The sequence below is a fragment of the Bradyrhizobium sp. 26S5 genome, assembly GCF_036923295.1.
Lineage (GTDB): Bacteria > Pseudomonadota > Alphaproteobacteria > Rhizobiales > Xanthobacteraceae > Bradyrhizobium > Bradyrhizobium septentrionale.
Window position 1 is genome coordinate 1,367,375 of sequence record NZ_CP145948.1, and the last position, 26,502, is coordinate 1,393,876.

Here is a 26,502-nt window from a genome sequence, read left to right on the forward strand (position 1 = left end):
GGATCGCCAGAAGTATCGACCCATTTGTGGCCGGCAGCAGCGCGCAAAACCATGCAGATAGAGCAAGGATCCCGGCGCCTAGCGCGAGTATGAATGCACCATCCACGGATCTCTGTGTCTCAATCACGACGTACCTGCCGCATTTCCAACATGCGCTTCTTTGCTATTCTAGTATCAATATCGATCATTACCGCTGACTGTTTAAGTAGGGCTGCAACGTCACCGTTTCCGCTATGGCATGTGAGTTGCTACTCCCCTCATGAGGCGTTCTCAGGATTGGTCTTGGAAAGCCGATGATGCCTGCACGGGGAGATGAAAATGAACGCGGTCGTTGGGCACGGCAGATATGTCGAAGGTTCATTGGACAAGATGATGCGGCCCACCGCCGAGCACAGGGGCTGCGGCACGTCGGTCAACACAGGCCAGGCGAGCTGCCGCTCACGGGCGGCCCACGGCGAACTGCCGGCCGAGATTTGGGAAAAGGTGAAGAAGCATCCCTGCTACAGCGAAGGGGCACATCATCACTACGCCCGTATGCATGTCGCGGTGGCTCCGGCCTGCAACATCCAGTGCAACTACTGCAACCGCAAATATGATTGCGCCAATGAATCGCGTCCGGGCGTGGTGAGCGAGAAGCTTACCCCCGAGCAGGCGGTGAAAAAAGTGCTCGCGGTCGCGACCATCATTCCGCAGACGACTGTGCTTGGCATCGCTGGTCCCGGCGATCCGTTGGCCAATCCAGAAAAAACATTCAAGACGTTCGACCTGGTCGCCAAGGCGGCTCCCGACATCAAGCTGTGTCTGTCGACCAACGGATTGGCCCTGCCGGACTATGTTGACACCATCGCCAAGTCCAAGATCGAGCACGTCACCATCACCATTAACACGATCGATCCTGAAATCGGCGCAAAGATCTATCCGTGGATCTTCTTCAGCCACAGGCGCTACGTTGGCATCGACGCGGCAAGGATACTCACCGATCGTCAGCTACAGGGTCTCGAGATGCTTAGCGAGCGGGGTATCCTATGCAAGGTCAACTCGGTAATGATCCCGCATATCAATGACCATCACCTTGTCGAGGTCAACAAGGCGGTGAAGTCGCGCGGAGCCTTCCTTCACAATATCATGCCGCTGATCTCGGCGCCCGAGTACGGCACAGTATTCGGCCTCAACGGTCAACGAGGTCCGACGGCTCAGGCACTGAAAGCACTGCAGGATGCTTGTGAGGGAGGGGTAAACATGATGCGGCATTGCCGTCAGTGCCGCGCCGATGCGGTGGGTCTGGTCGGAGCGGATCGCGGAAGCGAGTTCAACATCGACCGAGTCATGAAAATGGATGTCAAATATGACCCCGAGATGCGCAAAGCTTATCAAGAAAAGGTAGAGGCTGAGCGTGCCGCCAAAGTCGCGGCCAGCCGAGCGGGCCTCGCGGAGTTCGCCGGCGAGATGAGCGAAATCACCGTTCTGGTCGCGGTTGCAACCAAAGGCTCGGGGCTGATCAACGAGCACTTTGGACATGCAAAAGAGTTTCAGGTGTACGAAATTTCCACATCCGGCGCCAAATTCGTCGGCCACCGGCGCGTGGATGTCTACTGCCAGGACGGCTATGGCGAGGGGGATAGGCTTTCGACCATCATCCGAAGCGTAAATGACTGCCATGCGGTGTTCGTGGCCAAGATCGGCGGTTGCCCGAAGAGCAATCTGATCAGGGCCGGAATCGAACCGGTCGATCGATACGCGCATGAGTTCATAGAGAAGTCGGCGATCGCTTGGTTCAGGTCCTATCTCGAGAAGGTAAAACGCGGAGAAATCCAGCATGCCCAGCGAGGTGACGCCGACATTCGGTGTGGGTCCCTGATCTCTGCGGGGTAAAGGGGGCGTATGTGCCATTCAAGATCATTGCCTCGCAGTGTACGAGCTGCTCAGCCTGCGAACCGTTGTGCCCGAATGTTGCGATCTCGGAGAGCGCGGGGCGCTTCGTCATTGAACCGGCGAAATGCACCGAATGCATCGGTCATTTCGATGAGCCACAATGTGTCGCGGCTTGTCCCGTCGACGGCACCTGCGTCATTGACACCTCCTTGCCGCGTTACCAGGCGCCATCCTAAAGAATTAGCCCATGATCAGAATGCCAAGAGCTGCTGCTGAAAGCGTCCAAAGCGTCGTACTGCGCGTTAGCGGCGCCGTAGGCGCCGAGGTTCGGGCCTTTCTCAGAAACGGCGGCTGCTCTGGATTGGCCGCTGCCCGCGAGCAGAAAGAACGCTGTGGACAATTCGTCCCGTGCAGCGCTCCAACGACGTTTCTCGACGCCGGCAGCCGCCTTCCAGGCGGTGCTGTCATCGTCGATGTGACTGATGCTGCTGCGCACGCCAGTCCATCATTGGTTGGACCAGACGCTTCGCGGCGGAGCGTGACGGCGCACACCCAAGAGCACAGCTGCCGATGAACTTAACAGCCAACCCGCCGTCCGGCAGCCAGAGAGCGCTGATCTTGTCCACGCCGACCGGCGATGATCTCCCCGGCGCGACCGAGGCTCGGCTGCGGCAGGCACGGCTGTTCGATCATCTTGACGAGGTTGCAAACCAACATGTAGTCGAAGCGCGTGCGCTCACCTCGGACCGCGCCGCCGCATTGATGATCGAGGCGCGCCGCATCGCGCCGCAGCTGCTCGGTCAGCTGATGAGTGATACGGACGTCGAGTTCTGCGACATGGTGGCGCGCGATGTTCCCTATCAGTGGTTGCCAGCCGTAGTGAGCGGCCCAGATGCCTCGGTGGAGTTCGAGATCGCGCGATCGCCCTTGCCAGAGGCGCCAACTGCTCTACGGCACGGCCCTGATCGGCAGGTTTACCTAGAAGCGGCGAGCTGCATCTCAGATATTGAATTGACAAATCGCGCCGGAGGTGAGGGCGAAGTGATGCGGGACCTCGCCTGCGATGGCTCGGGCATGCCTGCATGTCCGCTGGGGAGAGGCGCATGAGCAACATCGTTCGCGACAGCGACGTCGTCGAGCTCAGCGGGCCGCCTGTCTTCAGCTTTGGCGAAAAGGTACGAGCCAATCGCACCATCCGCAATGATGGCACCTATCCCGGCAAGCAGGTTGGCGACATTCTGGTCACGAAGGGAGAGGTGGGTTACGTCGTCTCGATCGGCACGTTCCTGCAGCAATTCTTCATTTACGGGGTCGAGTTTCTGGAAACGGGCTACCGAGTTGGCATGAAGCGCAAGGAGCTTGAGTCGGTGGACACGTGCGAGGAGACCGATGATCTGCCATTGCCGGAAGAGGCTGTGTCATGAGTGAGTTCCGCTTTTCGAGGTATCGCTGGGGCCAGCGCGTTAAAGCCGTCGTCGACCTCATCAACGACGGCTCTTTTCCCAATACGGAGCCCGAGGAGTGCTTGCTCGGCGCCGGAGCGACCGGCGAGATCATCAGGGTGGCTATCCATAACCAAGCGAACGTGCCGATAAATACTGTCGATTTCGGTGAACGCCTGCTCATCGGCTGTCTAGAAGAAGAGATCACAGTGCTTTGAAGGAGGGAGTTCGCGATGAATGCCGCGCTGATGAGGAAGGTAAAGACGGGGCTGATTCCTCACCCGAACGAACTCGATCGCAAGCGGATCGAGCGCGGCTTGAGTTCGCGCAAGCGTTATCTGTATGTTTCACCGAACGTGACGCCGGTGAGGGGTGGCTATCTCATCGAGAGCGCCTGTTGCTCGCGCAATATCGATAAGGATGGCGGTCTGATTGATGTTGCCTTGATTCTTTATGATGCCGTGGGTGGGATCTGGAAGCTGTTTTGCAAGAACCACGCAAAGGGAATCTGGGAGTTCTACAGCCTTTACCACCGTCTGACTTCAGCAATCGACGAATTGAACACCGATCCGGAACGTCTGTTCTGGCAATGACGAACGAACTTGACGAGCCATAAGGAGCCACGATGGCGCTCAGTGCGGAGGAATTGATCGAAATCGAGCAGCTGCTTGCGGACGATGGCGCCGATACGGGCTCCTTTGTCGAGCTGCCGCGCCGCTTCCCGCAGCTTGCCTGGGTACGTTGCGATGCGTCGGATGTAGCGGACCAGCCGTTCCGGCAGTTTCCTCATTTCGACCTGCATTTGCTAGATGGCTCGGATCACTGCGTGCGGATTACGGCCGATCCGACACGGGCGACCGGCATTGTACTGGCGAAAAGGAATTGAGGGCGGTGAGCTGCATTGAACTCGCAGCGCACCCCGCTGGATAGCGCGGATAGTGTTGAGGCAAATCCATCCTTTATTCCACTGTCCGATCCCGATATCACCTTAGCCGAGCTCTCTGCCGTGGAAACATTGCTATGTTCACCGCAAATCTCCAATGGGCGGACCACTGAGGCGTTCGAGCACGCTTTCGTAGCGTATCTTGGCCGCAAATATGCCGTTGCCGTATCAAGCGACCCCATCGGGCTCCTGCTTGCGCTCAAGGCGCTCGGGATCGAATCAGGGCAGGAAGTCATCGCCTCGCCCTATTCCTTTCGCGAGACGGTCCATGCCATCAGTCTCGCAGGCGTACGGGTGGTATTTTCCGACATCGACTATTGGTCGGCAACATTGGTCCCAGCAAAGGCCGAGAAACGCATCACGGCAAACACGCGGACGATTGTCGCCAGCAATTCCAACGGTCATCGGGCGCCATGGTCGGAATTGCGTGCGATTGCCCAACGCGATCACCTACCGCTTTTGGAGGATTCCACCGAGGCGATCGGATCGAGCTATAAGGGCGAGCTCGTCGGCAGGTTTGGCGACCTGGCGGTATTCGACTTTGCTCAGCCCCTGGCCATAAGTTGCGGCGAAGGCGCCATGGTCGTGACCGATGATATCGATATCGCGGTTAGCTTGCGTCGGTATTGCGCCCATCGACTGGACGAGCGCTCCTCCGTTGTCGTCAGTGCCACCGCACCTTACCAGGCTCGTATGAGCGATCTCACCGCGGCTTTGGGGTTGGCACAGCTCAAGCGTCTCAACGAAAGCCTGGAGCGTCGCCGGTTGGTCGAGCAGCTCTACAACGCGCATATGCAATCATTTGAAGGCATCAAACCGCCTTACGTTGGCCCCCATGTGACCGAGGTGAACTGGATGCTCTATCTCGTCCATCTAGGGATGCGCTTCACGCGATCCGGCCGTGACGCCATTGTCGATGATCTGCGTGCCGCCAAGATTGAATCCGCCGCCTATAGCCATCCATTGCATTTGCAACGTCACTATTTTGATCTCGGCCATCGGCGGGGCGATTTCCCGGTTGCGGAAAAGATCGCCGATCGCGCCCTGGCGCTGCCGTTTCACACCCATCTCACGAACGACAAGGTCGAATTTATCGCCGAAACCACGAAAGAGGCGTCGATCAATGTGGGCGCGTGCGCAGCGATCTACTAAGATGCTGGTCATCCACGACTGAAGGAACAATAGGTTGAGTTGCGATGAGCCGCTGCCATTGCGCCAGACCAGCAACGCGATGGCGGGCCGTCTGTGGCGGCATTTGCGCGCAGATCGCCACCCCGACGAATATGGAGGAAGGCCGGATTCCACATCTTCGTCCGAAATCCCGGAAGAGAAATGCTCTCCGACAGCGATCGTGCAAAACACTGGCAAAGTAGCGAAGGCGCCGTCTCCGACCAGAGGGTCCAGGCCCGCGCCAGGGCCTCGGAACCGAGCACGTCATAAATCCAGATCCTCAGTTTCGGTTCGGGTCTTTAGGTTGACCAGTAAGGAATTGCTGTTAACTCGCAACAGGTCATTGTTCACGTCCGCTTCGCTCCGAACGGGAGGGTGGTGCAAATCAGCGAGCGCCCGGCGAAGCTCACGCCGAACCAATGGTTTGATGTCCTTAACGCCCGTGCCAGCTCAAGCTATCGCCCGATCGCTCGTGGTCGTGGTGTTTTTCGACTGACGCGGACCGCGATCGAAACCTTCAAGCAGGAAACCACGAGGCGGGAATGAGCGAAGGTATAATCGGCAACCTGCTGAGCGATCAGATCGAGGTATTCGCCGTATGTCCCGCTGATGCTATCGAGCGGACTGGCGCAAAGGGCTTTAGCCTGTCGCGGATCGATGCTAGCGGCGAGTGCCGGCCGCTTCTAATTATTGTGGTGCGCACTTTCGGGAACGATTATTTCGGGTATGTCAACCGTTGTCCGCATGACAGTGCCTGGCTCAACATCGGCTCCGGCGAGTTTTTCTCTCCAGATCGCTCCATTCTCAGATGCGGACGGCATGGTGCGAGATTCGAGGTCGACACTAGGGTATGCATTCGATGGGCCCTGCAACGGACAAGCGCTTGAGCCGGTCGCACTCACCGTGATAGATGGTGACGTCTGCCTGTGCGGCGTCAAGCTGCTGGCGGATGATCGGCGTGCCGACCTATTCGAGGACAGCGGCGAAACCATTGATGTTATGATCCACCCCGATTAACAGCTGCATCGCTTAGCTATTGCTCGAGTTGCCTTAGGCGTTTGGCGCCGGATAAAGCCTTGTGAGCGTTGGCGCAGGTGCGTGTCGTCGCTTTTTGAACTTGTAAGAGCAGAACGTTTTGAACCCGCAAGTTCAGTGGCACGCATCCGGATCCCGGTCATGCACCCGGCGATCTCCGTGGCACGAAGGAAGGGCTGTGGCGCTAACTCACCAAATGGACCTGGCATGCAAGAACCGCTTCTGGCTGCCGGTGGATGACAATAGGTTCGAGAAAGAAATGCCCTCGGCGGCTGCAAGCCCACCGAGGGCACCGTCTGGGCTGGAAGAATGGGGAGACCTAGACTGACAGGACCGTTTGAGCAGAGAAATGACGATCCTGTATCCGATGTTCGCGGGACACGCAGCGCGCAACGCACGCCGAACGATCGGATGTCCGCGGGCGCCGCCGGCGTTCGTGTCTGCGTTTCAATTGCAATGCCAACCCTCTGTACATCCGACGCCCTTGGCGAATTTCGTCACCTTAATCCACTGACGGCATCGCTCCAGGTCAAATGCTTTAACGAGCACGTGCGCGTGGTCATTCTCATCGTTCCGCAAGATGCGGCGAGCGAATCTCGAGTTGAAGCGCTCGAAGCGGTTGAGGCAAGCCGACATCGTTGTGTGGGCGGTTTTGCCGCTGCTGCCAATCAGGATTGCGGCAGGCCAGCTCTGTCGCCTCAAACGTAAGCTCGGTGATCACCTGTGCCTCGCTCGGACCCCGTCGCGATTGGGCGCTATCTTTGACGAAAACGCGTGATGAGCAGCGGCACGTGCGCGGCGCTTAGGAAGTTCTTTGGTTCGCGGTCGAACGATGCAATTAGCCGACTCCCCTGGGCAGAGCGCTCTCTTCACTGGGCCGATCGCCATACGCGCTCCTCGATAGACGGGACGCAGATCACGGCTCATTCCGCGAAATGCCGTGCAAGGTCTGAACAGACCGAGCGAGTATCTTCCGTCCAATCGCAGGAGCGGACTGCGGAAAGCTGAAGCTGAAGCGTTGAACATGATGCGACGTTTGTCATGTCCGGAACAGGAGAGAACGACATTGTCGTAACCGCGGCAATGAGTGTCAGTGACGCCGGAGGCGGGCAAGGGATCGTTGCGGAAGCGAGCGTTACGCATTGGCGTGGAAGTTGCTTGAACATGTTGGATGGTTGAGCAAATGATGCGTGAGCAGAAACGGTCGCGATTTGGGAGAAGGCGTTGAAATTGATCAAGGAGGCCGGTCAGACGCGGAGGTATCTGCTCGCGGATTTTCCGATAACAAGCACGATTAACAAGCACGATGATGTCCGCTCGCTTCGGCTGCTTTCGCGAGCACGAGTGGGAGTCAGCTGCTTCAATTGATCGATCCGGCGTTCAACTGAAGAATAGATTGTGCGGCAAGTACTCCGGCGTTGCCGCTTTTCAGATGAACCCGTTGATTTCAGGATAGGCGCATGAACGCAGAAACCGAATTCGAGCTTCCTCAACTTTACAGGTATCATGTCTTTGCCTGCCATACGCAGCGTCCGCCGAATCATCCGCACGGCAGCTGCGGTGCCTCGGGCGCGCAAGCCCTGTGGGATAGGATGGGCAAGGCGATCGAATCGCAAGGTCTGGACCATGTCGGCTTCACGGTGGCGGGCTGCCTCGGCTTTTGTAACTCCGGCCCTTTGATGGTCGTCTATCCCGACGGAGTCTGGTACCGCGCGACCACGCCCGAGGACGTGGACGAAATCGTAAATTCTCATCTCGTACAAGGCAAACGTGTGGACCGTCTTGTGATGGTGCTCAAGCGAAGCTAATGTCCTGAGTCACAAAGTTCGCAATCGTAAATTCGCAGTAGATTCGCGTCGCCGTCCCAAGGATGGAGCTGTAGCAGCGACGGAGGATCTGATGGCGGTCCAGCAACTTGCGCCCCTGACATTGAGCGATGAAGAGCATGCCGAACTGAAGTCGCTGACGATGCAGCGGAAGACAGCGCAGGCGCTGGCTCTGAGAGCCCGGATCGTGCTGACCTGCGCGGAGGGCGGTCAGAACAAGGAAGTCGCGGCCAAGCTGGACCTGGACCGATCGACGGTAGGCAAGTGGCGGCGGCGTTTTGTGGAGTGGCGCGTGGACGGGCTGCATGACGAGCCGCGCTCCGGGGCGCCACGTACGGTTGACGATGCCCGCATCGAAGCCGTGATCGTGAGGACGTTGGAGAGTTGCCCCGAGAACGCCGCCCATTGGAGTTCTCGCGACATGGCGAAGGCCAGCGGCCTATCAGTGTCGACGGTGCAACGCATCTGGCGGGCCTTTGGGCTCCAGCCGCACCGGATGGAGACGTTCAAGCTCTCAACCGATCCGAACTTCGTGGCCAAAGTGCGCGACATTGTGGGCCTCTACGTCTCGCCACCGGAGCACGCCATCGTTCTATGTGTGCATGAGAAGTCCCAAATCCAGGCGCTGGACTGCAGTCAGCCGATGCTGCCGATGCGTCCCGGCCAGCCGGCCCGAAGAAGCCATGACTACACGAGGCACGGCACCACATCGCTGTTCGCCGCCCTCGACATTGCTAGCGGACGGGTCATCGGCAAGTGCTATGGACGCCACCGTGCTGCTGAGTTCCGCAAGTTCCTCGACGAGATCGAAGCTGCCGTGCCGCGTGAACCGGACGTCCATCTCGTCATGGACAATTACGCCACGCACAAGACCCCCTTGACCCAAAAATGGCTGGCTAAACGGCCGCGTTGGCACGTGCACCTGACCCCGACCAGTTCGTCATGGCTCAACCAGGTCGAGCGCTTCTTCGCGCTCCTCACCGATAAGAAGATCAGGCGCGGCATCTATCGCAGCGTCGCCGCTCTCAGGGCTGACATCACTTCGTTCATCGGCCGCCACAACGCCGTTTCCGATGGACCAAATCTGCCGATGACATCCTTGCTTCCATCGAACGCTTCTGCCGGTACAATGCCCCCGGCAAAACACGACCCGATGTCGCGAACTTCTGGTTCAGGACACTAGAGGCTTCGCTTAGCGCCGCTTGGTCCGGGCTATCGGGAATGCACGGCTTATCTGTTCAAAGACTGGGGTCGTTGAGCTGTTCGATCGTTCTTAAGGTGACTGGGTGCCCTCACGCCTCCAAGGAGGTGCGCAACAGGAGGCCATTGACCTTGTCGCTGTGGCCTTGGATTCAAAAATGTTCGGTGAGAGACGGACCGGTCAGAGTAGTGCGCTTGATCGAGTCCGATGAGGCCCGAGCGTCACCCCTTTGTAGCGCGGTCTATCCCAGAGCGACAACCGATTTGAATTGCCGCCTTTGATAAGCGGCTGGCACTCTGCAGCGTGCAAGGAGGCAGGGAGCTGAATCTAGTCGATCACTATTAGTGATGCAGGCGTTCCGCCACTTCATGCCATCAATTCGTAGCTCACAGAGCGAGCATTGTTGCGCGTGCAGTCCGGCGCCGGCGAGACGGTGCACCTTAAACTCGCCGTCTCGCTCGCATCTGAACAAGCCGATCTCTTCCCTGGAGCTTGTGCTATCGTCAGAACTTGTACGTGATTCCGCCGCTGACGAGCCATGGGTCGATATTGGCGCGGCCAGTGACGGCTATCGCATTGTTTACGGTCGCCGAGTAATCCGGCCGCAGCCACAACTTCTTCACGTCGAAGTTGAGGCCCCAGTGACGGTCAAGCATGTAATCGAAGCCGAATTGGACCGCGGCGCCAAACTGGTTGCTGATGCGTACATCCGCCACCGCAAGCCCCGCGAGCGGCGTATTGGCTGCTGATTGGTTGAAGAATGCGGTGTAGTTGATGCCCGCGCCGATATAGGGCTTGAGCGGCCCGAAATCGGTGAAGTGATATTGCAGCGTCAGTGTCGGAGGCAATAGCCAGGCCTTTCCAACATTGAGCCCGTTGAGCGTGCCGCTACCGCTGATGTGATGGCTGGCCACGCCGAGAATGAGTTCGGCGGCAATGTTTTTTGTGAAGAAATAGGTGATGTCGAGCTCCGGTATCACTCGATCGCTGATCGACAGGCCCGAGCTTGGTGACGACAGCGGCGGGGCTCCCGCGACGTTGACCGAGCTGCCTGCGCTGTCCGGCAAGACGCCGAGTACGCGCAGGCGGATCATCCACGGATTGAAGGGGGCGATCGGGGGGCGATTTGTAATAGACCGGTGCCGGCGCCAGATCTGCAGCCTGTACCGAGATGCTGACGGAACTGAACGAGGTCGCGAGCGTGAGCAGCGATGCCGTCGTCAGAAGGGTTCTTGCTTTCATCAAGTTCTCCATTCCAAGTCCGCGCGAAGAGTCGCGCGAGAACCTCTGTCACACATCGCGGATGGAGAAGGATTTGATGCCGATCAAAATGGCTACGGCCGTAGCGCAATTAAGCAGCCAAGTTGCATAAGCACCACGGCCGTGAAGTGTCGTGGCGCCTGTTCATCGATATTCGACTCAATATTCTGTCTGAGCCGAACTCTACGAGGAACTGGTTATCATCTTATCGATCTGATCCAAGCCAGATGAGTCATGGGGCGATGGAGGCGGTCTAGCTGCAGCGGCCTCTTACACTCCGTGAGCGCGAAAGGGTTGTGTTAACACGGAGCGCAACATGGGCTCCGCTGTGTTACAGACGAGCCACTCACACTTGCTTGTCGGCGAAAAGCGTGTCGGCGGTCCCTGAAGGATTCGGAGGGCGACGACGTCGCTCTTCGCGTCAGTTTCCGCACGATAGCATTCATCATCTCATTACATCTGGAGACAGCCTGGGGCTTTTCCTTCGTGCGAACATCTCTCGAGATCATCTTGCGTCTTCTGGCCAAGCATTGACAATACGGGCTCGTCATCGAATCCGGCGTATCTTGCACCGTCGGCGTTGATCAGCGGGCGTCGGATCAGGAGCGGATCGCGCAGCATCAACGCGAGCGCGCTCGCCGCGTCGATTTCGTCGGGATTGATATCGCCCGACTTGATACGAGGCGCGGCTCGGTTGAACCAGGATGCGATCGGCTTATTGCCGAAGAAGAGGCGTAAATCCTCGGCGGTCCATGGCTCCTTCAAGATGTTCTTGGCTATCACGTCATGGCCAGCGGCCTTCAGCGCCTGCATCTGATACGCATTGGTGTCGCAGCCGGGTTTTTGATAAAAGATAATTGTCGCCATGGCCTGCTCCTTATGTAGGTACGCTGCGCTGAACGATCGGGCCGGCGACCGCCGCGTTCCAGAGTGCATTCGACCTTTTTTGAGAACCATCTCCAAGGTCAGCGGCTTTACCAACTGCCGCGGCTCATGCCGCCGACCGACTTGGCCTCCTCGAGCGTTTGCAAACGACCAAGATCCGGACATTTTGAAATTGAGCCGCTAACTCATCGATGAGCTCCTTTCGGTCTCGGAAAGAAGGCACCGAGCAGGAGTGCATTTGGCGTCAACCCATGGGTGACGCTTGAAAGGCGTCTTGGGCGGTAAGCTCGTGCGCCCCGATCTGGTTCATGCTGCATTGAATTTCAGGTCGCGCGGCAGATCGAACACCACCGGCGAAACACTACCTGCAAGGTTTCGCCGCCGACCTGTATCCTCACTCTCCTCCGATCGCCGACAAGGGGCTTGCAAGAAGAGTAGCAAGATCCGTTCCACACATGATGCATCGGACAAGCGCGCCAGACCGGCTTTTCCGATTGATTGGTTCTGGCCACTTGTTGGTTTCCTGACAGCTGCGCAGATCCTGTCAGGTCCAAAACAGCCAGGATCACGCATCGGCTCGCTGGCGTTTTTCAAAACGTAATCAGAAGCTTAATGTGCGCGGACAGGCGTTGGCATGGTGGTTGCTAATGAGCGGTAGCAACACTGAGTGAGGGCTGAGTGCGCGCCGACGCTTAAGACGAGCGATGCGCTCCTTCCCTTGAACCCGTGTGCCCCGTTTCTGAACGAGAACAAGCTGGCACGTACGAAGCGCGGAACTTTGGCAAATCGGTTGATGGAGAGCAACATGTCTTCACTGAGACAAATCGCGTTCTACGGAAAGGGTGGTATCGGCAAGTCGACCACTTCACAGAACACGCTGGCGGCGCTGGCCGAGATGGGTCAGAAAATCTTGATCGTAGGGTGCGACCCGAAGGCGGATTCGACCCGCCTGATCCTGCATGCCAAGGCGCAGGACACGATTTTGAGCCTTGCAGCGAGCGCCGGCAGCGTGGAGGACCTCGAGCTCGAGGACGTGATGAAGGTCGGCTACAAGGACATCCGCTGCGTGGAGTCCGGCGGTCCTGAGCCAGGGGTCGGCTGCGCCGGCCGCGGCGTCATCACCTCGATCAACTTCCTGGAGGAAAACGGTGCCTATGAGAACATTGACTACGTCTCTTACGACGTGCTCGGTGACGTCGTTTGCGGAGGCTTTGCGATGCCAATCCGCGAGAACAAGGCCCAGGAGATCTACATCGTCATGTCCGGGGAAATGATGGCGATGTATGCCGCAAACAACATCTCCAAGGGCATCCTGAAATACGCCAATTCCGGCGGCGTGCGGCTGGGCGGCCTGATCTGCAACGAGCGGCAAACCGATAAGGAGCTGGAACTGGCGGAGGCTCTGGCCAAGAAGCTAGGCACTCAGCTGATCTACTTCGTGCCGCGTGACAATGTGGTGCAGCATGCCGAGTTGCGCCGCATGACGGTGCTGGAGTATGCGCCCGAGTCGCAGCAGGCCGATCATTATCGCAATCTCGCGAAAAAGGTTCACAACAATGGCGGCAAGGGCATCATTCCGACCCCGATCTCCATGGACGAGCTCGAGGACATGCTGATGGAGCATGGTATTATGAAGCCTGTCGACGAATCCATCGTCGGCAAGACCGCCGCCGAGCTCGCGGCCTCGTAAAGGTCGCGAGTCGCGGCCTTGTGAAGGCGCGCGACGGATGCCGGTCTCCTCACCTACCCATCCGGGAGACCGGCATTCTGACGAACGACCGTGACCAAGATCAGGATGGGGCAGAGCAAACCAGATCGTGGAATCCATCGATTCATGTCCGAAGCGCACTTTCTTCCTTTTGTGGCTGCTTATGCCGTTGATGCGAGCAGCCGGATGCACAGAGCAATTGCAACCTACCGTCTGCTCACCGGTGTGCCTCCTGAAGATGCCGACATTGCCACTGACAGTAATTTCGATCGCCATGTCCTGGCGTCTATTCTGGCGGTTGCCTCGATGGATGGTGGCCCTCTTCCCGAGAAGGCGGGCCTGTCCGGCCACGAGCTAGCGGCCTTGCTGGAGCGGTACTTTCCCTCGGTAGGGGGCAAGCTCGTGGAGCGGCTCCTGTCGGTCGAGTGCGATGAGAACGACGAGATCGCAATGGTGCGCGATCTTTTGCTCAAGCAGCGCTCGACGGAAGGACATATCGGTCGCTGGCTGGCCGCGATGATCGCGCGCCGCGCCATTGAGCCGGACCACCTGTGGGAAGGCTTGGGATTACGAAATCGTGCCGAACTCTCTCGGCTGCTCAGCCGCCACTTCGCGCCGCTCGCCGCGCGCAATATCAACAATATGCGCTGGAAGCGCTTTTTCTACCGTACGCTGTGCGAGGATGAAGGCCTCGTAATGTGCACGACGCCCGTCTGTACGCAATGTAACGACTTTAGCCTCTGCTTCGGCGAGGAAAGCGGCGAGAGCCGGTTGGCCGAGCGCCGGCGCGACTTTCTGTCGCAGGCGGCTCGCCCGGTTGTCCGCGGCGACTGGCCCATCTGAGTTGCCACAGGAATCTTCGAACGCCTCGTCCGGATTTGGCGGGTTGGAGAGGGGGGGGGGCTGGCTAGCGCCACTACAACGCGAGCCCATCATGTATCCAAGGCGATGCCGCGCCCAAGCGCTCCGCGACAGGTCGTGTATCCCGGCGCTCTGCAGTCGAGTTCGAATTGGGCGTGGCAACAAGCAAGGTGAGGCGTCTTTTCATCGGTGCTGAGTCGTCACCGGCGAGCCCGTGGGCCGCGGTATTGTGGACGCAGCTTTCCAGGGCCAGGCTTTGGCCGTGGAGAGCAGCCGCGCGAGCTAAGGCCTGCAGCAGGATCGTAGGTGCTGCCACAACTCGTCGAACGTCGACGAACTAACCCAAGGGAGATTTTTGCAATGAGCAACTCATGCTCGCCAGCCGGGATCCTGGATCGGCTCAGCAAGGCCTCGTCGGCGGAAGAGTTCTTTTCGCTGCTAGGCGTCGATTACGAGCCGAAAATCGTCAATGTTGCGCGCCTTCATATCCTAAAGCGCGTGGGACAATATTTTGCCAAGGAGCAGTTCGCCGGTGCCGCAGAGCCGGAGATCAGAGCTCGGTGCAAAGCGATGCTGGAGCAAGCCTATGCCGATTTCGTGGCATCGTCACCGATCGAGCAGCGAGTGTTCAAGGTCTTAAAGGAAGCCGTCGCAGACCCTAACAAGTCGGTGGCGTTTGTCCCGTTGAGCGCGCTGAAGTGATTTCGTGCTCCACTGCGGTGTGGTTTGTCCCACCTGGCCGGGTGACGGTGTCTTGTACAGCCTTCGTCTTCATTCAAATCAACCCCTCTGCAGCCTGACGCGAGCCGCGCTGTCGTATTCCCGACCCATGTCTGAGCTGCTGCTCGTGCCCTTGGTGTCAGGGGCCATTTTAAGTGTCTTCCAAGACGTTGCTTTCGCGCGAAATTCCATGGTTCTTTCGACTGGTACGACACTTGCTGTTGTCCTGCCGATCCCGTCTTCGATGCCGACAGATGGTGGCCGTCCGAGATGAGATTTGAAGGAGGACCTATGACATCGCTTCTACTGTCCGCCGAGCGCTGCGGCATGATCTTATGGCTCACGCCAATGCCGTTCGAAATAGCCTTTGACGCGACCGAAGCCGGCATGGACCGCGAGATGGTGGTCAATGGGTAAGTCACCCGTCCACGCTACGCCCGGAGCGGGTATGCACATGGTCGTCCGCATCGCGCAGGCCTCCGGTCATGCGCAGATCCGCATCCGCTCCATGGCTGATGGCAAGATGCGTCAAGAAACGGGGCCAACGTTGGCTCTTATGAGTTGTCGGCGCCGGAGGCAGGGCTGGGATTGCGTGTCAGGAGCGGTGGCCAGATCCCTCTGGCCGTCACAGTCAACGCGGAGCGCGGGGCCGAAAGCGAGACGCCGGTATTGCGCGATCACCGGACTGACTGACCCAAGGCTGGCAGCCGCCGGTCAGATTGACCGCGGCGGCCTGGCCGCCGCGGTGGCGCTCGTCGAAGGGAGCGCGCAAGGAACCAAGGTCGAGCATCTCTGCGAAGTCTGGCCCGTCCGCTACGTCTACCGCGGCGGCGCGTCTCGCCGCGTGGTGGGGCGCGCCGAACGGACGAGACGGGCGAGCGGCCGGTCAGGCACTGACCAAAAGTGATCTTCCGTTGAGCGAAGTAGAAAGCAATCCTGTGGTGCGTGCGCGCGTTATTTTGAGAGGATCTAGAGCATGAGCAATGTCATAAAAGCGAGCACGCTGGCGGCTGGCGGCCGAGCGGCAGCGAAAAAGGAACTGCCCGAGCACTTTAAAGCATATAGGCATGTCTGGGTCTTCGTCGAGCAGGAGCGCGGCCAAGTGCACCCGGTTTCCTGGGAGCTGATGGGTGCGGGGCGCAGGCTCGCCGACAGGCTGAAGGTGAATCTAGCTGCGGTCGTTATCGGCCCGGAGGGACAGCCCACGCGTAACGCCGCGCTTGAATCCTTTTGCTATGGCGCAGATCTGGCTTATCTCGTGAGTGACAATGTCCTGTCAGATTATCGCAACGAGTCCTATACCAAAGCGCTAACCGAACTCGTCAACACCTACAAGCCGGAGATTCTGCTATTGGGTGCGACGACACTCGGTCGCGATCTCGCAGGTTCCGTGGCGACGACCTTGTCGACAGGGCTCACTGCCGACTGTACCGCGCTCGACGTCGACACCGACGGTTCGCTTGCAGCGACGCGTCCGACCTTTGGCGGCTCGCTGCTCTGCACGATCTATACCTTGAATTATCGTCCGCAGATGGCAACCGTTCGCCCACGCGTCATGCCGATGCCAGAGCGTGTGGTACGCGATGCTGCTCGTATCATTATCCACCCACTTGGCCTCGTTGAAGACGATATCATCACGAAAGTGCTCTCCTTCATCCCCGATCGCGATTCGGAAACGTCCAATTTGGCCTACGCCGATGTCGTGGTTGCCGGCGGCTTGGGGCTGGGGGCGCCTGACAATTTTCGGCTGGTGCGCGAGCTCGCAACTCTGCTTGGCGCCGAGTATGGCTGCTCGCGTCCTCTGGTGCAAAAAGGATGGGTTACGTCTGACCGGCAGATCGGCCAAACCGGCAAGACCATCCGGCCAAAGCTCTATATTGCTGCCGGAATTTCCGGCGCGATCCAGCACAGGGTCGGTGTGGAGGGGGCGGATCTGATCGTCGCCATCAATACCGACAAGAACGCGCCGATCTTCGACTTCGCCCATGTCGCGATCGTCAGTGACGCCCTGCATCTGCTACCGGCGCTGACAGCTGCGTTTCGGGCGCGGCTTTTGCCGAATTCCCGTGCTCGGATCGCAGTCTAGAGGAGACGATGATGATTGAGGAGAGGTTCGACGCGATCGTGGTCGGAGCGGGTATGGCAGGCAATGCGGCGGCCTTGACCATGGCCAAGCGCGGCCTGCAGGTGCTGCAGCTCGAGCGGGGCGAGTACCCCGGATCGAAGAATGTGCAGGGCGCGATCCTCTATGCGGATATGATGGAGAGGCTGATCCCCGACTTTCGCGAGGAAGCGCCGCTCGAACGTCATCTGGTCGAACAGCGGTTCTGGCTACTGGACGATCGCTCCCACGTCGGCATGCACTACCGCTCGGATGACTTCAACGAGGAGCGGCCGAACCGCTACACGATCATACGCGCGCCGTTTGACAAGTGGTTCTCGTCGAAGGTGCGGGAGGCCGGGGCGACCTTGTTGTGCGAGACGACAGTCACCGAGCTCGTGCGAGACGACCGTGAGAGGGTTGTGGGAGTTCGTACAGATCGCGGCGGCGGCGAAATACATGCCGACGTTGTCGTGCTGGCCGAGGGTGTCAATGGACTGCTCGGGACGCGCGCTGGCCTGCGCGCGCGGCCGACACCCGATAACGTCGCGCTCGCGGTGAAGGAAATGCACTTTTTGCCTCGCGAAACCATCGAGGCGCGTTTCAATCTTAAGGGCGATGAGGGCGTCGTGATCGAGGCGGCCGGAACCATTTCTCGCGGCATGACTGGAATGGGTTTCGTCTATGCCAACAAGGAATGCATTTCGGTCGGCATCGGCTGTCTCGTCGCCGATTTCCAGCGCACCGGCCAGACACCCTACGGCATGCTCGATCATTTCAAGCAGCATCCGTCCGTGGCACCGCTGATCGCAGGTTCTGAAATCAAGGAGTATGCGGCGCATCTCATTCCCGAAGGCGGCTACAAGGCAATCCCGCAGCTCTACGGTGATGGGTGGGTAGTGGTGGGGGACGCGGCGCAGCTCAACAACGCCATCCATCGTGAGGGTTCCAATCTTGCGATGACCTCAGGCCGGATCGCGGCGGAAGCAATCGCCGAGATGAAGTCGCGCCGCGAGCCCATGACGGCGAAAAATCTGTCGCTCTACAGGAAGATGCTAGCCGATTCCTTCGTGATCAAGGATCTCAAGAAGTACAAGGACTTGCCCATGCTGATGCACACCCATTCGCAAAACTTCTTTCTTACCTATCCGCAGCTCATCTCCAAGGCGATGCAGAACTTTGTGCGCGTCGATGGGACGCCGAAGCTTGAGAAGGAGAAGGCGACCCTGAAATCCTTTGTCAAGGCGCGGTCATGGAGGGGCCTGATCGGCGATGCGTCTCGCTTTGCTCGGGCCTGGCGCTGACCGCCAATAATGTGAGGTTCAGCAATGGAAGGTCAAAGCATGAATGTCGAGCCCTCGGTGCGCGTCGAAGACAAGCTGTATTACAACCGATATCTTGTCGACATCGGTCAGCCCCACGTCAAGGTACGCGCGCACACAACGCCGTCGGCGGAACTGCTTGCGCTCTTGAAAGTCTGCCCCGCACGATGCTACGAACTCAACGACAATGAACAGGTTGAGGTAACCGTCGATGGTTGCATCGAGTGCGGCACCTGCCGCGTGATCGCCGAGCCCACCGGCGACATCCAATGGAGCCATCCGCGCGGCGGATATGGGGTGTTGTTCAAGTTTGGCTGAAAGTGAACGAACAGAGCAGTATGATCGCCATGTAAAGGAGGATCTCGCCGTCACAGTTGCGCATTCCGCCTCTCTGCACGGGTTCAAGTTCGAACGAGGCGCGCACCTCGAGAGGACACCCCACAAGACAGACATTGCATCAGGATATCACGATCACTCGGGATGCGCGTAGGAATGGTTGTGGCGCCACTGAACTGCGCCACAACGGTGTCGAACCGGTGGAAAAGGAGGAATCAGCCGGTCGCCTAAGGGGGAGTAGACCCTGCGGCCTCGATAACAACTGCCACTGACTGCACGATCGCGGCAAAGCGCACGGCGGTCTGGATGGCTTCGGAACTTACGCCAGCGGCCCGCAGCGTCTTCTCGTGGGCGTCAATACAGGCACCGCAGCCGTTTATAGCCGAGACCGCCAACGACCAGAGCTCGAAGTCGGACTTGTCCGCTCCGGGATTGCCGATCACGTTCATGCGCAGCCGTGGTTGCATGGTATTGGAGACAAGGTGAACGAAGCGGTAGTAAACGTTGTTCATTGCCATCACAGAAGCGGCGGATTTCGCGGCGGCGATTGCCTCAGGCGTCATCACGGCGGCCGCAGCCGATTCCATCGCGGCACTAAGGGCCGCATTGCGGGGTGGCAATCGCGGTCGCGAGCATCAGGCCATATTGTCGCTGCGGCGAGAGCGTCTCATCGGCCACCAAGGACGTCAGATTGAGCCTGACGTCCTTGGCACAATCGGGAATCTTCTCGTGCAATTGCTCGATCGACGACATGGGGCCTCATGCAACCTTCAGGGTTTTGCCGCCGACTTCGCGGTTGCAGGGACAGAGCTCGTCGGTTTGCAGCGCGTCCAGAACGCGGAGTGTGTCCTTGGGGCTGCGCCCGACATTGAGATTAGTCGCATAGACGTGTTGGATTGTGTTGTCGGGGTCAACGATAAAGGTGTAGCGATAGGCGACACCCTCGGGTGAACGCACGCCAAGGCCATCGACCAGGGCCCCCTTTGTGTCGGCAAACTGCCAGATCGGTAGGTTGTGAAGGTCGACATGTGAGCGTCGCCAGGCGAGCTTGCAGAACTCGTTGTCGGTTGAACCGCCCAGTACGATCGCATCGCGGTCGGCGAATTCCTTGGACAGCCGGCCAAACTCGGCGATTTCGGTTGGGCAGACGAACGTAAAGTCCTTGGGATAAAAGAAGATGATCTTCCACTTTTCTGGAAAGCTTGTTTCTGTCAGCGTCTCGAACGCACTCTGTCCTTCTTCTTCTTGCGCTTGAAAGCCGGGCTTCACGCCTGTGACTTCGAACCGCGGCAACTGATTTCCAATTCCAAGCATGCTGTCCTCACGAGTTTGTTTTATGGTGATCGTGCCTCACCGGTGAAGCAAGCTATATGCCATCCGTTCTCAAGACCCGATTGCTGAGACGACGCCAACTAGTGACGTGGCTGCGTGCATTTGATCCATGTTTCGATTGAATCTCACACTCGCTTTCAATCATGCTTTGCGGATGCGCGATGTTCGCGTTGGAGTATCGGTTAGAGCCATGCTATGTGGCGATTGGGTTGCCGCGGTTCCGAAGATCCGCAGCCAGTGCACGGTCCGGGTTCGACGACTGCAGCGAAGACGGCAATCGGACCTGAACTTCGACGATCCGTCTTCGATCGACAGGCACTGCAAAACCGACTGAGGGGGTGATGCTAGCGTCGACCGGGTAAAGCACGCGCGCAGCTTGTCGAAGTGCGGCTTCTTGCCGATCAGGGTCCGCAATCAGCACGTTCACAGAGCATCACGGTGGCTCACAATGTAGGGCGGACGCCGGAGCTAAGCTTGCTTTCGTTGTCGGCGAAGTAGCCCGACGGGTGATTTCGGGGTCAACATATCCGAACTACACACATACGTCATCAAGCTGTCCGGTATCATAGCGCCCAAATGGCCGCAGCCGCGACTAACGCCCGCGCGGCGCGCTGGCGGGATGGAGATATCGCGCCACCATTCCTCGACACTAGTAGCAACCTACCAATGTCCCCAGTGAAAGTTTGCCAATCAGCAAGATATGTTCTTGGAACGGCCGTCAAGAGTGGCACACAGCGGGTGATGGCCTCTGTGAATTTGGCGCGCAGGCCGTGGCCAACGGCTTCTTGTCTGGCAAAATGTGCTGATCACAAGGAGATCGACCTTGTCGCAAAGCGCCCGGGAAGCGACAGCTGCGGCTTCGGCAAGTCCAGTCGTATTGAGATTACCGGACGTAGCTCCGCTGCCGAGTGACTGATAAATCGAGATCTCCTGCCCCGTCGCAACGTCCACTGCAAGCATAGGTGCGTACCGTTTGTTGCCCAGAAGCGACGCTGGACGATGCCGTCGACGCGTACGGCTTGCCGCGCAAGATCCTCAACGAAATCGGCGAGCAACCTATCGACGTCGTCTTTCGGCCGGTAGAAAATCGCAGCCACAGCACTCGGATCGATTTCTTCAAGGTTGCCGATCATGGCCGTGGTCCGATTTCTGTTTGTTTCTCGCGTCGACACTTACGTGTCGAGCTTCTCCTGCCGGTGTGGAAGGCGTTATGAGCAACCGCTCGGGGAGCACGGCCGGCAAGGCTCGCGCGACCTCGGCGAATACGCCCGTTCCATTGCTAAGGCCTAGTTCATCAAAGGAGCGGCGTGTGATGCGGGCCAAAAGTGGCGCGCCCGAACGGCCAGTTTCGAGAGCCAGAACCAACGTGACCTCAGCTTCGTCGAACGGCAGAGAGGCCTTGATGCGTGCCGGAAAGATATTGAGCATGGAACTTGCGCGCGGGGCCTCGCGCGCGATGCTGACGTCGCTGGCTGCGATGCGCAGCCGGAGCTGCGCGCCTGGTCTCAAGGGCGGTCCAGGTATCAACAGACGCGCACCTTGGAGGCGGAGGATGATCAGCCCGTAGCGCCCGTCATAGCCGCCGACTACGGTGTCGATGCAGACCGCCGCTTCGCCGCGCACGGCAAGCGCTGGATTGCTCTGTATGGCATGCAGGGGACCGACCGCAGTCACAACGCCATTTTTCATCATGACGAGATGATCAGCAAAGCGCTCGATGTCAGCCATGTCATGGCTGATATAGATCATCGGCAACGTGAGCTGTTCACGTATGCGCTCGAGAAATGGCATAATCTCGCGCTTGGCGGGGCGGTCGAGCAAAATGAGCGGGTCATCCAGCAAAAGTAGCCGGGGTTGGGCCAACAGCGCGCTGCCAAGGGCAAGCCGCTGTCGCTCGGCGCCCGAAAGGTGTGATGGCGAACTGTCAAGCAGTGACGCCAAGTCGAGCAATTCGACAACACCATCAAAGTCGATCAGTGCTGGCTTGGATTGTTTCGCGTTATACAAAAGGGTACGCTTGACGGATAAATGGGAAAAAAGGACCGGTCGGTGGAATACATACGTGACGGGACGCAGATGGGGCGGCCGAAACGTGGTCTCGTCCTGCCAAATCTCCCCATCGATCGCGCAGAATCCGCTCGGTAGACGCTGAAAGCCGGCGATGCAGCGCGCGAGCGTGGTCTTGCCGCACCCAGGGGGACCGAAAACGGCCGTGACACCTTTAGCTGGTACGCTGAATTGTGCATCTAGGGGGACTCTTGCGAGAGAGCCGTTGAAGGCGACTTCGATATGGCCAGGTTTTGCGTATCTCACTTGCCTGCACCTCTGCTGTAGCGATCAATCACGGTCGCGGGCGGAATGGCCGCAAGGGAGATGATCACCATGCCGCCGACAATCCAGTCTGTTTGGTTCCAGCGCGGCGTCTCCGCCCCCGGGGAGGCCACTAGGTGGTCGCTGGATTGCAGATTGACGGTGTTACGACAGCCGGCATCTTATGCGTCTCCGCGCCATCGAACATCGCGGCAATCGAACGCTCCCGCGCGCGTTTGCCGATGACACAGGTAAGGTGGGGTTCCAGTGTCGCGCAATTCGTAGCCGGGTTGGCCGGACGGAGATTATCCAATCGTTGAAATGGCACGGCTTGCGTCGTTTCGCTGTGGAGGCGTGGGCTATCGCGCCAGTTCAATACTGCCTCGCGGCTGGCAATCCAATTGCGCCACAGTGTTGATAGCCGAAATTAAAATGTGCGCCGGCGCCGATATTGATGGCTTCCGCTTTTTGCGGAGCAAGCAGCATCAAACTCAGATCGACCAGGATCAATCGGATAAGCCTCATTGGAACTCCGAGGGTGGTTCGCCGCGAGGAGCTTTCGACGCGGCAGCCCCTTGCTCCTTACCCAGCAATCCGCGTGCCGTTCAAAAATAGGGTGCGCGGCCTGCTCGGCTCATCGTGAACTCGCATAGGTCGGAGCACAGTGTGTGGAATGGCCGCATTGTATCGTTGGGTTTCAGACGTTCGCGTCGCCAACCGGCCATGCAGGGTAGACGAAATCAAAAGCTGAAGATGCTGCGGGCTTGCGTCGAGAAGTGGGCTGGTGACCGCACGGTCGTGACGATCGCTCTTGATGCAAAAGCTTAGATTATCCAATTTGTCGCCCGATCCGGTTAACGATCTATGATGATGGATATCCCCGGTTGCCTCCACAGCTGATCGGGTAAGTTCTCATCGGGTTGATCTATCGCGATCCTACGGTCAGCGTAGTCCGCGCTACCCGAAATCCTGAGGCGACTTGTTTGAGTGATTTGGCAACGGGCGCGACAAATACCTCCCATTCGCAATGACATTCCGGACATTGGTCGCTACAGCTGGCCGACACTGCATGCGTTTTGTGCTCCTCAGACTGGCGCCTTGTTTCAACAATGACCGATCTTGTCGGGTGACGATATCGTAGTCAAAAGAACGCGGAGGTACACTACTCGTTGGCATAGAGTCTGCACGCGATAAGCGGCGTGGAGGGAACACCGTAACGTCGGTGCTGCAGCAATCACAGGCGGATCGCGTGTTCGCGGAGCTATCGCCAAATTTTGGTGACGGCGCGGCCGGTCAGGCGGCGGCGGGTATGGGCTGACGGTCAGTCGGTTTGGCGATGACCTCGATCCCGTCGTTGAATGTCACACCGAGAACGAGTTTTGGCAACTGGTTGTGGCCATCGAGACGACGCCAGCTTTTCTGCGCGGCCTCAAGCAGTTTGAAGACCATCGCGAGCGCCGTTCTGTTGGACAGGCTATCGTGCGGTGGCGCACGGTAGCGAAGGTGCTTCCAATGGGATTGATGGTCCGCAGGTGTTTCCAGTGTTCGGCCGGGAAGTCGTAGAACGCCAGTAGCGTGTCCCGATCCTTGCTCAGGCAGTCGGCCGCCTTCTCGTATTTGGGCGTATAGCTCTCGATGAAGGCGTCGAACGCCAGCTCGGCGGCGGCCTTGGTTTCGGCCATCCAGATCTCCTGCAACGCGCGTTTGGCTTTAGGCTGCTGGCTCTTCGGCAACTTGGCGATCACGTTGGCGGTCTTGTGTACCCAGCAGCGCTGCTCGCGCGTTTTCGGCCAGACCTCGCCGGCGGCCTTCCAGAACCCGAGCGCGCCGTCGGCGATGGTGAGCCGCGGTGGCACGCCGAGCCCGCGCCGCTTCAGGTCGAGCAGCAGATCGCGCCAGTCCTGCGCGCTCTCGCGGGCGCCATCGGTGAGGCCGACCAGTTCCTTGCGGCCTTCCGGCGTCGCGCCGATCAGCACCAGGATGCAATGCTTTTCGTCTTCGAGGCGTGCTTGGAGATGGATGCCATCGGCCCAGATGTAGACGTCGCGCTTCGCCGACAGATCGCGCCTCTGCCACGCGGTGTGTTCGTCAAGCCAACCGTCCTTCAGACGGCCGCTGGCGGATGCCGACAACCCGGCAGCATCCTTGCCGAGCAGCGCCGCCAGAGCCTCGGAGAAGTCGCCGGTGGAGATACCCTTCAGGTAAAGGATCGGCAGCAGCGTCTCGATCGATTTCGAGCGGCGCATGTAGGGCGGCAGGATCGACGGAGAGAACCGGATGCGGTCGGGATCGGTAGCCTCCGCCTCGCGATCGCGTACACGCGGCTGGCGGACGCCGACCGGACCGATACCATCCATCACCTCGCGTTCCGGCAGGTGACCGTGGCGCACGACGCGCTGGTGGCCGTCCGCAGTCTTCAAATCGGCATGCTTGCCGAGAAAGTCCGCGACCTCGGCCTCGACCGCCTGGGCCAACAGAGCACGCGCCCCATTGCGCAAGATTTCGGTGAGTTGATCGTCGACGTTTCCTGGCTGAATCAACTTGATGATGTTATCTTTGGACACGGCATATCGCTCCTTCGGTGGAGAAGTGGAGGCGTCAAGCACCCCCACGATATGCCGCCTTCCCGATTCCCGCCGTCACCAACTTTCAGCGATAGCTCCTGTTCGCGTGGCGATATGCGATGTGGTGGATTGTTTGAGGCGCTTGCAGCTCTGGCGAGCCGCCAATGTCCATCAGAACACCGAACGGTTCTGTTCTTACCAAAGGCTAGTGCAGGCGTCACTAAAGAATCAAGGGCACGACAAAGGACAGCTGTGTCCACCGGAAATGGCATATCAATCGGGAAGTCACTCAGATTGACTTCAGCCTACAATTAGGAGCGGTGAATAAGAATGTACAAAGTTCTTGCCGTAACGGTGGCGCTGTTGGCCCAGCAAGAATGCAAGGCAGCGCAGAGCTCCTGCCAGAGGACATCGTGAATGCGCCGCTTGCACAATCCGATTACAAGCGGGCGCTCAGAACGGAGGACCGCTATGCCCGGCTTACTGTCAATGTGCCTGACGTGCCGTTCTGGCTCGGCGAGGGCGACGCGCTCGTCTACCGCCGGACAACGCGAGGCAAGCAGCAGTTCACTCTCGTTGATGCCGGCATTGGGGTAAGGCAGCCGGCGTTTGATCAAGCGCCTCGCGACGGCACTGAACAGGGCGAGCCACAAGCACTATAGGCCAGAGAATCTTCCTTTCGACCATTTCGAGCTGGCCGACAAGGGTGCCAAGATTACCTTCAATATCGAGCATATGCGTTGGAGCTGCGATCTTGTCAGCGATGCCTGCACAGGTGCTGCAATGCAACCGGGCGACAGCCAGCGGAGCCCTATGACGACACGCCACTGGCAGAGAACGATCCCGACAGGACAAGCGCCTCGCCTGACGGAAAATGGCTGGCCTACATTCGAAACTATAACCTCTACCTGCGCACCAGGATGGCTTGCAGGACATCCAGTTGACCTGGGACGGGTCCCAAGCCGACTATTATGCTCTCTTCACGCTAAGCTGGTCTCCGGCCTCAACGCACCTGGCTGCCTACCGAGTCCGTCCGGGTCTCCAGCGGGAGGTCCATTACCTCGAATCCTCGCCGGCGGACCAGCTCGAACCCAAGCATTCCACGATGACGTATCCTAAGCCGGGCGATGCCATCACACTACTCCAGCCCGTGCTGTTTGACGTCGCGAGCCGACGCGCGATTGCAATCGATAACGCCGCATTCCAAAATCCGTACAGTCTTTCGGCGGTCCAGTGGTGGAAAGACGGTCGGGGATTCACCTTCGAGTTTAATTAGCGTGGGCACCAGCTCTATCGTCTGATAGAGCTCGACGCCGCCACAGGTCAAGTGCGCTCGCTGATTGATGAGGTGAGCAAGACATTCGTCGACTTCCAGCCATTGGTGATGGACCAGGTGAATACTGGAAAAACGTTCCGCTACGACATCGATGATGGGAAGGAGATCATCTGGGCCTCGGAGCGCGATGGTAACGAGCATCTCGATTTATTCAATGGCAGGACAGGCGAGCTCCAAAACCAGATCACCAGAGGTGATTGGGTGGTCCGCGCGGTGTATCATATTGATCCGATCAAGCATCAGATCTAGTTTGGCGCGAGCGGAATGCACCCCGGCGG

Annotated in this window: 25 protein-coding genes and 7 pseudogenes; 22 read left to right on the forward strand and 10 right to left on the reverse strand. The window is 58.8% G+C overall.

Features of this window, described 5'->3' with window-relative positions:
* Nucleotides 1-318 precede the first annotated feature (318 nt).
* Both nifB and V5279_RS06520 read left to right on the forward strand, forming a co-directional pair.
* On the forward strand, nucleotides 319-1,872 hold the full coding sequence (gene nifB, locus V5279_RS06515; protein ID WP_338695958.1) for a nitrogenase cofactor biosynthesis protein NifB: 1,554 nt from the start codon (nucleotides 319-321) through the stop codon (nucleotides 1,870-1,872).
* Nucleotides 1,873-1,883: 11 nt separating this feature from the next.
* On the forward strand, nucleotides 1,884-2,108 hold the full coding sequence (locus V5279_RS06520; RefSeq protein ID WP_029084666.1) for a 4Fe-4S binding protein: 225 nt from the start codon (nucleotides 1,884-1,886) through the stop codon (nucleotides 2,106-2,108).
* Here the strand turns inward: V5279_RS06520 and V5279_RS06525 are convergent.
* Nucleotides 2,105-2,368 carry a hypothetical protein gene (locus V5279_RS06525; protein ID WP_176529045.1) on the reverse strand — a complete coding sequence of 88 codons (264 nt, stop codon included), beginning with the start codon at nucleotides 2,366-2,368 and terminating at the stop codon, nucleotides 2,105-2,107. The two genes, V5279_RS06520 and V5279_RS06525, sit on opposite strands and share 4 nt — an antisense overlap.
* A 74-nt stretch (nucleotides 2,369-2,442) precedes the next feature.
* Between V5279_RS06525 and V5279_RS06530 the strand changes: the two genes are divergently transcribed.
* The 10 genes and pseudogenes from V5279_RS06530 to V5279_RS06575 all read left to right on the forward strand — a co-directional run.
* Nucleotides 2,443-2,979, forward strand: a complete 537-nt coding sequence (locus tag V5279_RS06530; RefSeq protein ID WP_176529046.1) for a hypothetical protein — start codon at nucleotides 2,443-2,445, stop codon at nucleotides 2,977-2,979.
* Nucleotides 2,976-3,296 (forward strand): nitrogen fixation protein NifZ, encoded by a 321-nt coding sequence (locus tag V5279_RS06535; protein WP_166073524.1) that lies wholly within the window; start codon nucleotides 2,976-2,978, stop codon nucleotides 3,294-3,296. Before V5279_RS06530 ends, V5279_RS06535 begins: the two co-directional genes overlap by 4 nt.
* Nucleotides 3,293-3,532: a nitrogen fixation protein NifZ gene (locus V5279_RS06540; RefSeq protein WP_338695970.1), complete on the forward strand. Its 240-nt coding sequence runs from the start codon at nucleotides 3,293-3,295 to the stop codon at nucleotides 3,530-3,532. Before V5279_RS06535 ends, V5279_RS06540 begins: the two co-directional genes overlap by 4 nt.
* Nucleotides 3,533-3,547: 15 nt before the next feature.
* Nucleotides 3,548-3,907, forward strand: coding sequence for a DUF3024 domain-containing protein (locus V5279_RS06545; protein ID WP_207835065.1), 360 nt, complete (start codon nucleotides 3,548-3,550; stop codon nucleotides 3,905-3,907).
* Between the two features lie 32 nt (nucleotides 3,908-3,939).
* Nucleotides 3,940-4,200 carry a hypothetical protein gene (locus tag V5279_RS06550; RefSeq protein ID WP_173643904.1) on the forward strand — a complete coding sequence of 87 codons (261 nt, stop codon included), beginning with the start codon at nucleotides 3,940-3,942 and terminating at the stop codon, nucleotides 4,198-4,200.
* Nucleotides 4,201-4,215: 15 nt separating this feature from the next.
* The gene (locus V5279_RS06555) at nucleotides 4,216-5,409 is read left to right on the forward strand and encodes a DegT/DnrJ/EryC1/StrS family aminotransferase (RefSeq protein ID WP_338695974.1); all 1,194 of its coding nucleotides are present in this window, start codon (nucleotides 4,216-4,218) and stop codon (nucleotides 5,407-5,409) included.
* Between the two features lie 560 nt (nucleotides 5,410-5,969).
* A pseudogene (locus V5279_RS06560) lies at nucleotides 5,970-6,444 on the forward strand (Rieske (2Fe-2S) protein).
* 429 nt (nucleotides 6,445-6,873) lie between these two features.
* Nucleotides 6,874-7,170, forward strand: coding sequence for a hypothetical protein (locus V5279_RS06565; protein ID WP_338695978.1), 297 nt, complete (start codon nucleotides 6,874-6,876; stop codon nucleotides 7,168-7,170).
* 752 nt (nucleotides 7,171-7,922) lie between these two features.
* On the forward strand, nucleotides 7,923-8,270 hold the full coding sequence (locus V5279_RS06570) for a (2Fe-2S) ferredoxin domain-containing protein (protein ID WP_176529052.1): 348 nt from the start codon (nucleotides 7,923-7,925) through the stop codon (nucleotides 8,268-8,270).
* Nucleotides 8,271-8,361: 91 nt separating this feature from the next.
* Nucleotides 8,362-9,410: pseudogene (locus V5279_RS06575) on the forward strand (IS630 family transposase); the annotation flags it as partial.
* 582 nt (nucleotides 9,411-9,992) lie between these two features.
* Here the strand turns inward: V5279_RS06575 and V5279_RS06580 are convergent.
* A pseudogene (locus V5279_RS06580) lies at nucleotides 9,993-10,743 on the reverse strand (OmpW/AlkL family protein).
* On the opposite strand from V5279_RS06580, the gene V5279_RS06585 reads away from it, so the two are divergent.
* On the forward strand, nucleotides 10,661-10,861 hold the full coding sequence (locus V5279_RS06585) for a hypothetical protein (protein WP_338701909.1): 201 nt from the start codon (nucleotides 10,661-10,663) through the stop codon (nucleotides 10,859-10,861). The pseudogene V5279_RS06580 and the gene V5279_RS06585 overlap by 83 nt on opposite strands.
* Before the next feature lie 341 nt (nucleotides 10,862-11,202).
* Here the strand turns inward: V5279_RS06585 and V5279_RS06590 are convergent, their stop codons facing one another.
* Nucleotides 11,203-11,616, reverse strand: a complete 414-nt coding sequence (locus tag V5279_RS06590) for an ArsC/Spx/MgsR family protein (RefSeq protein ID WP_338695981.1) — start codon at nucleotides 11,614-11,616, stop codon at nucleotides 11,203-11,205.
* 823 nt (nucleotides 11,617-12,439) lie between these two features.
* On the opposite strand from V5279_RS06590, the gene nifH reads away from it, so the two are divergent.
* The 7 genes from nifH (at nucleotide 12,440) to V5279_RS06625 (ending at nucleotide 18,664) form a co-directional block, all read left to right on the forward strand.
* A complete protein-coding gene (gene nifH, locus V5279_RS06595) occupies nucleotides 12,440-13,324 on the forward strand; it encodes a nitrogenase iron protein (RefSeq protein WP_029084287.1) in 885 nt (294 codons plus the stop codon).
* Nucleotides 13,325-13,468: 144 nt separating this feature from the next.
* Nucleotides 13,469-14,185: a nitrogen fixation protein NifQ gene (locus tag V5279_RS06600; protein WP_414645814.1), complete on the forward strand. Its 717-nt coding sequence runs from the start codon at nucleotides 13,469-13,471 to the stop codon at nucleotides 14,183-14,185.
* 378 nt (nucleotides 14,186-14,563) lie between these two features.
* Complete coding sequence (nifW, locus tag V5279_RS06605) at nucleotides 14,564-14,905, forward strand: nitrogenase stabilizing/protective protein NifW (RefSeq protein ID WP_338695984.1); 342 nt, start codon at nucleotides 14,564-14,566, stop codon at nucleotides 14,903-14,905.
* A 309-nt stretch (nucleotides 14,906-15,214) separates the two neighbouring features.
* On the forward strand, nucleotides 15,215-15,340 hold the full coding sequence (locus V5279_RS06610) for a hypothetical protein (protein ID WP_256375202.1): 126 nt from the start codon (nucleotides 15,215-15,217) through the stop codon (nucleotides 15,338-15,340).
* 559 nt (nucleotides 15,341-15,899) lie between these two features.
* Nucleotides 15,900-17,009: an electron transfer flavoprotein subunit alpha/FixB family protein gene (locus tag V5279_RS06615; RefSeq protein ID WP_338695986.1), complete on the forward strand. Its 1,110-nt coding sequence runs from the start codon at nucleotides 15,900-15,902 to the stop codon at nucleotides 17,007-17,009.
* An 11-nt stretch (nucleotides 17,010-17,020) separates the two neighbouring features.
* Complete coding sequence (locus V5279_RS06620; protein ID WP_338701891.1) at nucleotides 17,021-18,328, forward strand: FAD-dependent oxidoreductase; 1,308 nt, start codon at nucleotides 17,021-17,023, stop codon at nucleotides 18,326-18,328.
* Nucleotides 18,329-18,367: 39 nt separating this feature from the next.
* Nucleotides 18,368-18,664, forward strand: a complete 297-nt coding sequence (locus V5279_RS06625; protein WP_338695987.1) for a ferredoxin family protein — start codon at nucleotides 18,368-18,370, stop codon at nucleotides 18,662-18,664.
* A gap of 245 nt (nucleotides 18,665-18,909) precedes the next feature.
* On the opposite strand, the pseudogene V5279_RS06630 reads toward V5279_RS06625, so the two are convergent.
* The 7 genes and pseudogenes from V5279_RS06630 to V5279_RS06655 form a co-directional block, all read right to left on the reverse strand.
* Nucleotides 18,910-19,435, reverse strand: a pseudogene (locus V5279_RS06630) (carboxymuconolactone decarboxylase family protein).
* A gap of 6 nt (nucleotides 19,436-19,441) precedes the next feature.
* Nucleotides 19,442-19,996 carry a peroxiredoxin gene (locus V5279_RS06635; protein WP_338695988.1) on the reverse strand — a complete coding sequence of 185 codons (555 nt, stop codon included), beginning with the start codon at nucleotides 19,994-19,996 and terminating at the stop codon, nucleotides 19,442-19,444.
* Nucleotides 19,997-20,577: 581 nt separating this feature from the next.
* Nucleotides 20,578-20,745: a DUF2478 domain-containing protein gene (locus tag V5279_RS46975; protein ID WP_414645907.1), complete on the reverse strand. Its 168-nt coding sequence runs from the start codon at nucleotides 20,743-20,745 to the stop codon at nucleotides 20,578-20,580.
* A pseudogene (locus V5279_RS06640) lies at nucleotides 20,705-21,147 on the reverse strand (DUF2478 domain-containing protein). The gene V5279_RS46975 and the pseudogene V5279_RS06640 overlap by 41 nt, the downstream one beginning before the upstream one ends.
* On the reverse strand, nucleotides 21,131-22,327 hold the full coding sequence (modC, locus tag V5279_RS06645; protein WP_338695991.1) for a molybdenum ABC transporter ATP-binding protein: 1,197 nt from the start codon (nucleotides 22,325-22,327) through the stop codon (nucleotides 21,131-21,133). Before modC ends, V5279_RS06640 begins: the two are co-directional and overlap by 17 nt.
* Nucleotides 22,328-22,696: 369 nt before the next feature.
* Nucleotides 22,697-22,849, reverse strand: coding sequence for a hypothetical protein (locus tag V5279_RS06650; protein ID WP_338695993.1), 153 nt, complete (start codon nucleotides 22,847-22,849; stop codon nucleotides 22,697-22,699).
* 768 nt (nucleotides 22,850-23,617) lie between these two features.
* Nucleotides 23,618-24,888, reverse strand: a pseudogene (locus tag V5279_RS06655) (IS256 family transposase).
* A gap of 413 nt (nucleotides 24,889-25,301) precedes the next feature.
* Here V5279_RS06655 and V5279_RS06660 point away from each other — a divergent pair.
* Both V5279_RS06660 and V5279_RS06665 read left to right on the forward strand, forming a co-directional pair.
* On the forward strand, nucleotides 25,302-25,550 hold the full coding sequence (locus V5279_RS06660) for a hypothetical protein (RefSeq protein ID WP_338695995.1): 249 nt from the start codon (nucleotides 25,302-25,304) through the stop codon (nucleotides 25,548-25,550).
* 278 nt (nucleotides 25,551-25,828) lie between these two features.
* Nucleotides 25,829-26,473, forward strand: a pseudogene (locus V5279_RS06665) (DPP IV N-terminal domain-containing protein).
* The last annotated feature ends 29 nt before the right edge of the window (nucleotides 26,474-26,502 follow it).